This window comes from Nostoc sp. DedVER02, from assembly GCF_034530675.2.
Classification (GTDB): Bacteria; Cyanobacteriota; Cyanobacteriia; order Cyanobacteriales; family Nostocaceae; genus Nostoc.
The window spans coordinates 83,619-96,336 of record NZ_JAVRCP020000006.1 but is presented as its reverse complement, the minus strand read 5'-3'; the positions used below and the strand labels follow the sequence as shown (position 1 = coordinate 96,336).

7 protein-coding genes are annotated in these 12,718 nt (G+C 42.2%); 3 read left to right on the top strand and 4 right to left on the bottom strand.

Annotated features, from left to right (window positions below; genetic code table 11):
• Nucleotides 1-27 precede the first annotated feature (27 nt).
• Nucleotides 28-1,023, top strand: a complete 996-nt coding sequence (ilvC, locus tag RMZ41_RS09565) for a ketol-acid reductoisomerase (RefSeq protein ID WP_322640078.1) — start codon at nt 28-30, stop codon at nt 1,021-1,023.
• A 154-nt stretch (nt 1,024-1,177) separates the two neighbouring features.
• Here the strand turns inward: ilvC and RMZ41_RS09560 are convergent, their stop codons facing one another.
• Together RMZ41_RS09560 and RMZ41_RS09555 are read right to left on the bottom strand one after the other, a co-directional pair.
• Entirely contained in the window at nt 1,178-1,660 is a 483-nt protein-coding gene (locus tag RMZ41_RS09560) for an SET domain-containing methyltransferase (RefSeq protein WP_322640077.1), read from the bottom strand.
• 85 nt (nt 1,661-1,745) lie between these two features.
• Nucleotides 1,746-2,591: a DMT family transporter gene (locus RMZ41_RS09555; RefSeq protein ID WP_322640076.1), complete on the bottom strand. Its 846-nt coding sequence runs from the start codon at nt 2,589-2,591 to the stop codon at nt 1,746-1,748.
• A gap of 720 nt (nt 2,592-3,311) precedes the next feature.
• On the opposite strand from RMZ41_RS09555, the gene RMZ41_RS09550 reads away from it, so the two are divergent.
• Nucleotides 3,312-4,841: a glycine betaine ABC transporter substrate-binding protein gene (locus RMZ41_RS09550; protein WP_322640075.1), complete on the top strand. Its 1,530-nt coding sequence runs from the start codon at nt 3,312-3,314 to the stop codon at nt 4,839-4,841.
• Between the two features lie 9 nt (nt 4,842-4,850).
• Nucleotides 4,851-7,367: an ATP-dependent helicase gene (locus RMZ41_RS09545; RefSeq protein ID WP_322640074.1), complete on the top strand. Its 2,517-nt coding sequence runs from the start codon at nt 4,851-4,853 to the stop codon at nt 7,365-7,367.
• 458 nt (nt 7,368-7,825) lie between these two features.
• On the opposite strand, the gene RMZ41_RS09540 is transcribed toward RMZ41_RS09545, so the two are convergent.
• Together RMZ41_RS09540 and RMZ41_RS09535 are read right to left on the bottom strand one after the other, a co-directional pair.
• Nucleotides 7,826-8,782 (bottom strand): trypsin-like serine peptidase, encoded by a 957-nt coding sequence (locus RMZ41_RS09540; protein WP_322640073.1) that lies wholly within the window; start codon nt 8,780-8,782, stop codon nt 7,826-7,828.
• Between the two features lie 144 nt (nt 8,783-8,926).
• Nucleotides 8,927-12,067 carry a CHAT domain-containing tetratricopeptide repeat protein gene (locus RMZ41_RS09535; protein ID WP_322734359.1) on the bottom strand — a complete coding sequence of 1,047 codons (3,141 nt, stop codon included), beginning with the start codon at nt 12,065-12,067 and terminating at the stop codon, nt 8,927-8,929.
• Nucleotides 12,068-12,718: the final 651 nt, after the last annotated feature.

Here is a 12,718-nt window from a genome sequence, read left to right as displayed (position 1 = left end):
TTATGCTTGCTGACAGGAGATGCTTCTATGGCCCGGATGTACTATGACGAAGATGCCAATTTAGACCTTTTGGCTGGAAAAACTATTGCGATCATCGGCTATGGTTCTCAAGGTCATGCCCACGCTCTCAATCTCAAAGATAGTGGTTTGAATGTGATTGTGGGACTATATCCGGGTAGTAAGTCAGTAGCAAAAGCTGAAGCGGCTGGTTTAACTGTGAAAAATGTTGCAGATGCTGCTAATGCTGCTGATTTCATCATGATTTTGTTACCTGATGAAGTCCAAAAAACGATTTACAAAAATGAGATTGAACCAAATCTCGAAGAAGGGAATGTATTAGCTTTTGCCCACGGCTTCAATATCCACTTTGGGCAAGTTGTACCACCGGATAATGTAGATGTGGTGATGGTAGCACCGAAAGGCCCGGGGCATTTGGTACGGCGGACTTATGAAGGTGGAGAAGGCGTACCAGCGCTGTTTGCAGTTTATCAAGATGCCAGTGGTCAGGCACGCGATCGCGCCATGTCTTACGCTAAAGGTATCGGTGGTACTCGTGCAGGTGTTCTCGAAACAACTTTCCGTGAAGAAACCGAAACAGATTTATTTGGTGAACAAGCTGTATTGTGCGGTGGTTTGAGTGCTTTAATCAAAGCCGGATTTGAAACTTTGGTAGAAGCTGGTTATCAACCAGAATTGGCTTATTTTGAATGTCTGCATGAAGTCAAGCTAATTGTTGACTTGGTTGTAGAAGGCGGTTTAGCTAAAATGCGCGATAGCATTTCTAACACAGCAGAATATGGCGATTATACTCGTGGGCCACGGATTGTTACCCAACAAACCAAAGCTGAAATGCAGAAAATTCTCAGCGAAATTCAATCTGGACAATTTGCACGAGAATTCGTTCTCGAAAACCAATCTGGTAAACCAGGGTTTACTGCCATGCGTCGTAAAGAAGCTGAACACAAAATTGAAGAAGTTGGTAAAGATTTACGGGCTATGTTTAGCTGGTTGAAAAAAGCTTAAGCAGAACAACGAGTACATTTTTAATCTTGGAGGAGTGTGGGCAATCTTGCCCGCTACTACAAAAGGGGAGCAAGCTGCTCCCGCTACTTTTAAAAACTATAGTTTTCAAAATAAATGATGTTTGGTAATGTATGTATCTATGCATTACCAAGCATTATTTTATTTGAGTTTTGAGATAATCTGCAATATACTCTCCATAGCGATCGCGCAATATTTGTTCCCGAAATTTGAATCCTAATGTTTTCCCTCGACAGAATAGAGATTTGCACAAGCACCGAGAGACAGCAATTGATTCATATTCAGTGGTTTCGTAGTCCCAGGTAATTTCCTCACCTGCTTCGATATCGCCCAAAGCAACGAAATCATATCCCCCAAACTGATTGTTCCTAACACCAGTATTTGGATCGCAAGAATGATTAATGACGACAGCAGGCTCATCTAGGTTGACATACAAATTAAAATCCATCTGAAAGGAATAAATTGTTCGTTGAGGAATTTCTTCAATTGGGATACCCACTACAACTGTTTCCCCTTTGACAAATTTTTTCGTAGCAAATACTCCTCGTCCTTTTGCTGTTTCCTGAATCGTGACATGAAAATTGAGCTTTACAGCTGAAATTGACTCTATTCTATTCATAGATAAAAACCCACTATGTTTAAATTTCTGGCTTCCAAGTTCCAAACTTGGTTTAGTTAAATTTCACTTTTGAGGTAAAAGCTAGTTAACTACTCTGTACCTCAACTTTTGCTTCCGGCTCAATCTTTTCAGGGCTTTGACTTAGAAGCAGAGCAATTAACACCAGAATCGCGCCAATTAAACCGCGTATTCCTAGATGCTCTCCCAGTAGCCAAAATGAGAAAATTGTGGCGAACAATGGCTCAAGTGTATAAAGTAAAGCCGTTTCTTCCGCTGAAACCCATCGCTGTGCTAATGTTTGAAGCCAAATGACAGCAGCTGTTGCCAATAACCCTAAGTAGAGAATCACTCCCCAGTGCTGATGAATTACCTCAAATTGGTTCAGAATTTGCGTGTTATTCCAAAGCATCCCTAGCACTGCAATGAACAAAAGTTGAACACTGGTAAGTGTTAAGGTGGGGTGACGGGACGCAACTCGGTCTAGGAAAATTATGTAACCTGCGTAGACAAAAGCATCAACGAACATCAATACATCGCCGATTCCTAGTTCTCCCCCTTCCCAAAACATCACGCCAATACCAATCACAGCTAATCCAGCAGCTAAGAAAGTTCTCAACGGTACGCGCTGACCACTCAGCCATCCTAGTAGCGGTACAATGAGTGCGTTCAAACTGCCAATGAATGCAGCCCGGTTTGCTGGAATTGTCTTAAGTGCTATTGTTTCTATAGCTAAGAAAACGAAAAGGAAAAGCGCTAGTACTATACCATCACGAAATAAAAGTGCGTTAATATTACGTAAATTGACAGTAAATACTACTGCTGCTATGACAAAACGTGTAGCAATCAAAGCGCTTGGTGGAAGGCTACTAACGATGTCTTTAGTCAATGGAAAAGTTGTTGCGCTAATCACATTAACAAGGATAAGCAGCATTATTCCTTTGAAACGCAACGTATTTTTAATTTGCATCAAATCTAATTGCTTGAATAATGTTTTTTACATCCATAAAAAGTGCGATCGCATAGAGAATGTTGATTTTCTTGCGTCCAATCAGTACCTTCTGAATTTAGAATTTTTACTTGGGGAAATTGTATTAATCTGATTTTCGTAATTTCATGTCTTTTTCAAAATTGCAATTAATAGGTAATTCGGTTTAATCCAATCCAAATTCTATCATTCACTGTGTTATCTTTAGAATTTTTATTGATTAAAAATTTCGTATCCAAAAATTCTGTAAGTAATTAAGTAGCGAAAAAATAATTGCAAATGTCAGTAGACCAAAATTTTTGCGCTCTTCTCTGTAATGGATAAATAGGGAAGTCGGCGTTAAAAAACCAAGCTATGTGACGAGAGGTAAAATCAGCAAATAGCTAATAAATTGGTCATTTTATAGTTTTTACAAAACTAAATATACATGAGTCTTATCATGCCAACTTACTTAAGCTGAATGTAGGTAAAGCTTTCCCGTAAAGGAGACGCGATCGCTCGCAATGACTGTAAATATTTTTGTTTATCTACTTACCTGCAAATCTGATTATTTGTAAAAAACTGTATTATCAATGAAGGGACGAGAGGGAGGATAGCAGACAGAGGTCATTTTTTCGGCAATAAATATATGTGGTTACAATAACTGAACTGTATTAGGAGATAATTTTGTTTTTCAGCCAATATTTCCTAGAAATTCTTCTCCGCACTGGGGAACATTTAATATTAGTTGTAATTGCAATGATGGTCGCCATCGCCATCGGCATTCCTTTAGGCATTTTCATCACGCGCCAGCCGAAACTCGCACAACCTATTATCGGTCTAACTAACACCATTCAAACTACTCCCAGTTTAGCTATATTTGGCTTTTTGATTTCTGTACCATTTATCGGAGGAATTGGTAAAATTCCTGCTATTATTGCCTTAATTCTCTATGCTTTGCTTCCAGTAATTCGTAACACTTACATTGGTATTAATAGTATCGATCCAGCGATTCGAGAGGCTGGGCGAGGGATGGGGATGACAGATAACCAACTGCTATTGCAAGTAGAAATTCCCTTAGCTTTAGGCGTAATTTTGGCAGGAGTTAGGGTAGCAACAGTTATTTCTGTGGGAATTGCTACCATTGCCTCAGCTATTGGCGGCGGGGGTTTGGGAGTGTTTATTTTTCGGGGGATTTCTACCCTGAATAATCAGCTAATTTTAGCTGGAGCAATACCAGCTGCATTGATTGCATTGGGTGCAGATTTATCCTTGGGATGGTTAGAAAAAAATCTGACACAGCGAAGCGAGAAAAGTCTAAAAATTAATCGTAAAACTGCTGTTTATTTAGCTATTTTAACATTACTCATTGGGGGATTAATTGGCTTTAGTTTTTGGCTAACACCACCAACAATTGTTATCGGCTCTAAAAATTTCACTGAACAAGTTATTTTAGGAGAATTACTGGCTCAACAAATTGAATCTCATACTAAATTAAGGGTTGATAGACGTTTAAATTTAGGCGGCACTTTTATATGCCATGAAGCTGTAAAAATAGGGCAAATTGCTGGCTATGTAGAATACACTGGAACAAGTTTTACATCGGTTTTGAAACAGAACCCTATTAGTAATCCTCAACTTGTCTACGAAAAAGTTAAACAAGATTACAGTCAAAAATTCCAATTAGAAGTCATGCCGAGTTTAGGATTTAACAACACCTTTGCAATGATTATCAGGGGTGAAGATGCTAAACGGTGGCAGATTAAAACCCTTTCGCAAGCTGCTAAATATACACCTCAAATGCAAGCAGGATTTGGTTATGAGTTTCTGGAAAGACAAGATGGTTATCCAGGATTAGCTAAAACCTATGGTTTAAAATTTACCAAACCTCCCCGACAAATGGAATTAGGATTGATGTATCAAGCTTTAAAAGAAAAGAAAGTAGATTTAATAGCGGCTAATTCTACAGATGGCTTGATTCCTATTTTGAATTTAGTCATTTTAGAAGATGACAAGAAATACTTTCCACCTTATGAAGCTGTCCCTATCTTCAATAAAGCAATTTTGGCAAAATATCCAGAGTTACGAAAAGTTATTAATCAATTAGCTGGGTTAATTTCTAATGAAGAAATGCAAAAAATGAATTATCAAGTTGATAATCAATCTCGCCCAGTTGAAGAAGTTGTCCGTGAGTGGCTAAAGTCTAAGAAACTATAAAAATTTGATATGTCAGACTCTAAATTTACTACTCCTGTGGCTCAAGAATCCCTGCACTCAGAATTGTCTGAACGATCGCCAGTTCCTAATCTGCGCGAGAAGATTCTCGCAATCCGCAACAGTCTACGCCCTGGACAACAACAAATGGCTGACTGGGGATCTGGGCCTTTGGCTATTTCTGCCGTACCTGGTGCAGGCAAATCTACTGGGATGGCAGCGGCAGCAGCGATCGCGATCGCTCGTCAATATGAACGTTATGCCCAGTCACGCCCATCTTCGCGTCGTCATCTGGTGGTTGTTACTTTTACTCGTTCTGCTGCTGCCAATATTAAAGCAAAGATTCGCAAATTCTTGCGAGATGATTTATCTCTCCCTCAGACTGGATTCTTTGTTTATACCCTACATGGTCTAGCGTTGAATATTGCCAGTCGCCATTCTGATTTATCGGGTTTGCAACTAGAAAATGTCACATTAATTACACCAACCCAAAGTCACCGTTTTATCCGAACAGCCGTAGAGCAATGGATTGCAAATAATCCAGGAATATATTTGCGGTTATTAGAAGGTCATCAATTTGACGGAGAAGAGACAGAAAGATTGCGTCGTCAATCGGTGCTGCGAACAGAAGTATTGCCAGAATTGGCTAATACAGTAATTCATGAAGCAAAAAGTTCTGGGATATCACCAGAAAAATTGCGGGAGTGGAGTAAACAAACCACAGACGAATATGCAATTTTGAGCGTAGCGGCGGGATTGTATGAGCAATATCAAAACTTAATGCGATCGCGTGATTTCATCGATTACGACGATATGATTTTAGCCGCACTGCGCGTTTTAGAAAACGACAGCGCCCGCCGCATCGAGCAAAATCAAGTTTTCGCCGTCTTTGAAGACGAAGCCCAAGATTCTAGCCCCCTTCAAACGCAGTTATTAGAAATATTGGCAAGTGATGGGGAATATGGGGCAGGGGGCAGGGAGCAGGGGGCAGGGGGACTCGGGGCCTCCTCTGGGGATAGGGGGAAGAGGGGGCAGGGGGCAGGGGGCAGGGAGAGAATAATAACTCCTCAATCATCAGTCATCAGTCATCAGTCAACACTCAACTTGGTACGAGTCGGCGATCCTAACCAAGCGATTAACTCTACCTTTACTCCAGCCGATCCGATTTATTTTCGGCAATTTTGCGAAGAGTGCGATCGCATCGAACGATTGGCAACGATGGATCAAGCTGGTCGCAGTACTAGAATTATCATTGAAGCGGCGAACTTTGCCCTCAAATGGATTAATAATCAGTCCTTAGCAAAAACGAATAACGGACAACAGACTCCTGACAACCGACAAGTACCGTTTCGCTTCCAGACAATTCGCCCTGTTGAAACTGGAGATCCGCAAAAGAATGCCAACCCAGCACCAATCGGACAGGGATTAGAACTTTATACCCCGCGTGACATTCATCACACCGTTGAATTGTTATCTCAAAGAATAGTCGAGTTATTTGGCGAAGATCCAACACAACATAGTGCAGCGATTTTAGTGCGAGAAAATCGTCAAGGAAGATGGTTAGGAGAGGCTTTAGCACCTGTGTGCAAAGAGCATAATATTACACTTTACGATGTGGGAGAACGCGATCGCCGTTCCCATGTTCCCCAAGAGATTTTAGCATTACTGCAATTTTGCGATCGCCCCCACTCCCCCGATTACCTCAAAGCCGCCCTAGAAGCATTAGTACAGCGCCAGTTAATTCCTACTCAAGACCTCAACGCCCTTGCGAGTCTCCCAGAAGAATTTTTGTATCCTGGCCCTTTAGCAGAACCCCAGGCAGAAACAGTCCAAAAAGCTGCACGTTTGTGTCGCAATTTACTTCGCGCCCGCTTGGAATTGCCACTGTACCAGCTAATTTCCTTTCTCGCCTTGACCTTAAATTACGATCAGGCAGAATTGGCAACTGCTGACAAACTTGCAGAACGGGTAAACCAGCAGATAGCCGGCAATAGTTCGATGAGTGGAATGCTGTCAGCTTTAAGTGAAATCGTCAGTTCCGAACGGTTTGAACCAGTAGAAACCGAAGATTCGGAAGAACGTTACACTCGTCGCGGTCAACTGACCATTATTACTATGCACAAAGCCAAAGGGCTAGATTGGGACTATGTGTTTCTTCCCTTTCTCCACGAAAACTTAATTCCTGGTAGATTTTGGGTTCCTCCCCAAAGCCAATTCTTAGGGGATTTTACCTTATCAGAAGTAGCCCGCGCCCAAATTCGTGCTGCTCTCCACGGAGAATCTACCATACCAGATGTTACACAAGCATGGGAACAAGCAAAGCATTTGAAAATATCTGAGGAGTATCGTTTACTCTACGTTGCCATGACACGAGCCAAGCGTCTGGTGTGGATGTCAGCAGCGCAGAAAGCCCCCTTTACTTGGAGTAAACCGGAGAATTTGCAAGAACAAGCACCTTGTCCAGTTTTCCCAGCATTAAAGCGGCAATTTCCTGAATGTGTGGCGAATTTAGCGGTAATGGCTAAATAAGTGCGATCGCAATTTTTAAGCTGGCTCAGAGATTTAACTTGCACAACTAGGATGCTCATGTTGCCATTAGTGTCAACTTAACGTAAAACCCTTGTATAAAACTGGATATTGAGTTCACTTACCATCATACGATCCGTGTTACTCCACCCTAACCCTCCCCTTATAAAGGCTACCGTGTACACACAAGTCCTCAAAACCTCACCCTGTCCTATCTTTAATCCCTCTCCTTACTAAGGAGAGGGACAGGTTTTGCATCGCAAAACCAGGGTGAGGTATCTCAGGGACTATGAGACTTAACCGTAAATGCACTCACAAAAGATTTGTGTGTACACCGTAGCCTTTACAAGGGGGGATTAAGGGGGGTAAAACGGCTGTGGGACAAAGCTTTAAGCTTAAGTTGACACCAATGGCAAGATACCCACCCCACAAGAGATTCTTTTTTTTGCTTTTGACTTTTATTAATTACTCCGTAAACCCTGCTCGATAGTAGAAACTTTCACTGCAAAATTGGTGATATCTTGTCCAGTGCGGAGATTTTTGGCTTCACCATTATTCAGAGCCACAATATAAGGGTCGCCATTAATTACACCGATAATGGGGCCACCAGAAGAACCCCCAGCAGTGGCGCAATCATGTAATAAAAAACCTTCTTCTTCTGCGACAATACTACATTTTTCCTCAAAACTAGCTGTCCATCCTGGCCCAGCACTGAAATATTTCTGATAGCTATCATTAGGGAAATCACCAGAATAGCCCACGAAAAAGAAAGCTTTTTGATTGCGAATCAAAGTAGCCGAAGATAGAGACTTCCATCCCAAATAACCATATTTGCGACCCAGAGGTTGGTTAAGTTTTAAAATTGCCCAGTCATTAGGATTCAACTCACTACTTTTTTTGAAATCTGTACCGTAATAAACTTGCTCAACTTGCGCTACATCTTCGTAATTTTTATCAATGACATTTGGGAAAAATAAAATTCTGGTGCTTAATTTGCCAGTATTGGGGTCAATAACACAGTGAGCATTAGTTAAAACTAAATTAGTCTCAATTAAGGTTCCCGTGCAATGATAACCATCGCCATCGGCTGTAGTTCCTTGAACTCGACCAATTGCCGACCAAGGATATTTTCTACTAGTCATGGGGATACGGTTATCTATACCTGTAGGAATTCCTCTAGAGCCGCCTTCATTAGGTTTAGCAGCCCGTCCCAAACCAGGAGGGATAAAAGGTTTGCCATCACTTTGTAACTTAAGTTGACCCGCTTGTTGAGAACTGATAAATTTAGGCGTGATACTTTGCTGTGGTTTTACCTGTGTTTGAGCTTGCACCGATACCCAACCACCCAAAGTTATAGCACTAAGAATTCCAGCAAAAAAGAGAGCGAAAAATTGTTTGTAGATAGGCTTCTTAGACATCGATAAAACTCCTGAATAAAAATTTGGTCGTTCAGACGCGATGAATCGCGTCTCTACATGAAGGCTTTCGGGTTTATCTGAACGGTTGGCTTTTATAATTTTCTGCTGTGGCCATAAATTAAATTACGAATTACGAATTACGAATTAATTTCTCCACTCGCCTTGCAAAGTGAAAGCCGCCCAATAATAGGGATTTTGCCATGCTTTTTGTTGCCACAGTTTCAGCTGTGACTCTCGTAGGGCAATTGTAGGAGATACCTTTTGCTGCAACATCGTCGTATAAAATTGGGGCATCAACTTTGATGTAGCGGTGTCGTTAACTTGCCACAAAGAAACTACAGCAGTTCTCGCCCCGGCATACATCAATCCTCTTGTCAAGCCCATCAAGCCTTCACCTTGGACATCTTTACCTAAACCTGTTTCGCAGGCACTCAATACAACTACATCTGCATTCCAGTCCAAGTTAAAAATGTCGCCAAGGCGTAGGATACCTGGAGTTTGCGGTTTGCCTTGTTTGTCTATCTGAGAAAGAATAATTCCTGATAATTCTGGGTTGAGGGGGTCAGCAAAGCCGTGGGTAGCAAAGAGGATAAATCGATACTGTTTGAGTTTTTCACTAGTTGCCCAATTGTAATTAGCATCAAAATCAAAAGCTTTTAGGCTTTGGTCAGGTGATACAAGTTTTAAGATTTGATTGGCTTCTGTAAGTGTGCCTGGTAGCCGTCCCCATTCTCCACGCTTGAGATTTTTGGCGGATCGTTGCAGGCTAGACCGTTGGAGGCTGAGTTCAGGGCCGGGGCTTTCGCTTTCGGGTTTACCTGTAAATCGCTGGTCATTAGCTGCAAATACAGGGTCAGCAAGGACAGCTAAGGTTTTGGGTGCTGGTTGGCGTTGTTTCAAATCTTGTCTGTGGATGGCTATGGCAGTGACAGAAGGTAAATTGACAATTTCGTGGTTGACTAACAGAGGTTGATAATTAGATTTCTGATTTGGTTCTGATAACGCAGCAAAGGGAATTTCTTGCAATGCGCCATCTGCAACTATGACTAAGCGTTTTTTCCCCAACTTTTCGGCAACGGGTGCAAGGACAAGTTTACTAAGTTGGGTTGCAGCTTGGCTAATTTCTTGTAAATCTTTGGCTTTTTGGTCTTCGGGTAAATCCTGACATTTAACGTATTGACATTTTTTCAATAGTTCCTGGAATCTTCCTGCTGATTTTTCTATGGCTTCTTTTCCAGGGAGTTCGTATGTATTGAGAGAATTGGGAGTGACAGCCCAAAGATAGCTGCGTTCTTCACCCAAGGAATATTGCAACAGCAGGGTATCTTGATCTAGTTGTTGCTGAATTTGAGGTAATTTCAGAGGGTCGGGATATTTTAGGGCTGCATATTTGGGGCTAGTTGTACGGATTTTGGTTTGCAGTTCTCGGTATTGGTTTAGGAGATTAGCAGATTCTTGTTCGAGTTTTTGGATGACGGTTGTTGGTGCTTTTTGAGTTGGTAACTCTTGACGCAGTTTAGCTGTGGCATCAATTTTCTGCCGCAAGTCTTGTTCTTCTGCTAATAGTTGGGGGTCAACGCCTTTACGGATATTGGCATTGGCTTCTGTTAACAGTTCTAAAAGACCCCTGGCGCGAGAACGTTCACTGATGTGCAGTGCTAAAGCATCGTATCCTTTTGATGGGTCTTTTTTGTGCAACTGCATCAGCAAGTCGATGTAGAATTTGTAAACGCCTTGCTGTGATGCAAAATAAGAAGCACGCAACTCTTGGCTATCAACTTTGGTGCGTAAATCTTCAATAATTTTGATTGCTGCTTCAACTTGGGTTAGGGCTTGTTGGAGGTTGCCGCGATCGCGTTCTAGGGAAGCTATGTTTCCGAGGGTAGCGGCTTCCCCTTCTTTGTCACCCACTGCACGGTTTATGGGTAAAGCTTGGTTGTAGTATTTGAGCGCTTCTTGTTTTTCTTCTAATGAGTTGTAGACAGCGCCAATATTGTTGAGGGTGGTGGCTTCCCCTCCCCTATCTCCCACTGCACGACGTATGGGTAAAGCTAGGTTGTAATATTTGAGCGCTTCTTGCTTTTCTCCTAATGAGTAGTAGACATTGCCAATACTGTTGAGAGTGGTGGCTTCCCCTCCCTTGTCCCCCACTGCACGGCGTATGGGTAAAGCTTGGTTTAGGTATTTGAGCGCTTCTTGCTTTTCTCCCAAATCGTTATAAAAACCGCCAATATTGCTGAGGGTGGTGGCTTCCCCTCGTCTGTCCCCCACTGCACGACGTATGGGTAAAGCTTGGTTGTAGTATTTGAGCGCTTCTTGATTTTCTCCTAATGAGTCGTAGACTAAGCCAATATTGCTGAGGGTGCTAGCTTCCCCTCGCCTGTCCCCCACTGCACGGTGTATGGGTAAAGCTTGGTTGTAGTATTTGAGCGCTTCTTGCTTTTCTCCTAAATCGTCGTAGACACCGCCAATATTGCTGAGGATGGTGGCTTCCCGTCGCCTGTCCCCCACTGCACGGAGTATGGGTAAAGCTTGGTTTAGGTATTTGAGCGCTTCTTGCTTTTCTCCTGATGAGTTGTAGACTAAGCCAATATTGCTAAGGGTGGTGGCTTCCCCTCCCTTGTCCCCCACTGCACGGCGTATGGGCAAAGCTTGGTTGTAGTATTTGAGCGCTTCTTGCTTTTCTCCTAATGAGTCGTAGACTAAGCCAATATTGCTGAGGGTGCTAGCTTCCCCTCCTTTGTCCCCCACTGCACGGTGTATGGGTAAAGCTTGATTGTAATATTTGAGCGCTTCTTGGTTTTCTCCCAAATTGTTATAAACACCGCCAATGCAAACGAGGATGCCGGCTTCCCCTTCCCTGTTCCCCACTGCACGCAATATGGGTAAAGCTTGGTTGTAGTATTTGAGCGCTTCTTGGTTTTCTCCTAATAAGTCGTAGACAGCGCCAATGCCAACGAGGGTAGCGGCTTCCCAGTGTTTATCATCAACTTGTTGCCAAAGCTTCAGTGCTTCTTGGTATTTTGCGATCGCCTGTCGCAGTGATTCTGCTGTCTCTTGTTGAAAAAGCTGCATCCCCTCTTGAGAAAGCCGTTCCGCAGCAGCGCGAGTGGTATTTTGTTGAGTGGTTTCTGGCTGCTGTGCTATCTGCAACCCTCGACTTTTCGGTGTCGCCCCCACAGCATCAGCAAGCATTACTACACTCAGCGATAAAATTAAACCATAGCGGGTAAAATTCGGTAGCAAGCACCAAAAAGCCCACTGAGACTTTTCACACCTGTTCATCCTTAAGCCTCATTATTTGTGACAGCGAGAATCCACGGCAAGTCAATGCTGCCATTAGATAATTATTATTCAGTTGTCGTCAGAAATATTACTGAATATTGATTTTGATTTTATGGGTGTAGTCTCGCGGATGAAGTTCTGGTTTCTGTTTTTGCAACGAACTTTCTGGGCAAAGTCTGATTTTCTCGTTCTCGCGCTTTCTAACCTACTCTGCACACAAGGAATTTCCAAGATGTAGGTTGGGTTTTGTTCCTCAACCAAACCTACATCTGCATCAGATTTCTTAGTGAAATGGTATAACTCGCTTAAATTTCAAAACTAGTTGCCAAAATTGAAGCGTTTGCAACAATAGTTGCGTCATGTATAAGAAACGTTTAAGTATTTCTAAGAAACATATAAGCAATTGCTGGAATTGTTACATACTTTGCAACAATTACTGCGTTATGTATAAGAAACACTTAAGTCTTTCTAAGAAACATATAAGCAGTTGCTGGAATTGTTACATACTTTGCAACAATCGCTGCGTCATATATAAGAAACGTTTAAATCATTGCAGCATTCGTTGTAACTAACTTATGAGTTGCTTTTCTCCCCATTTTGGAGAAAGCAATCCGCAAGCACATTGATAAAGCTCTTAGACGAATCAATACT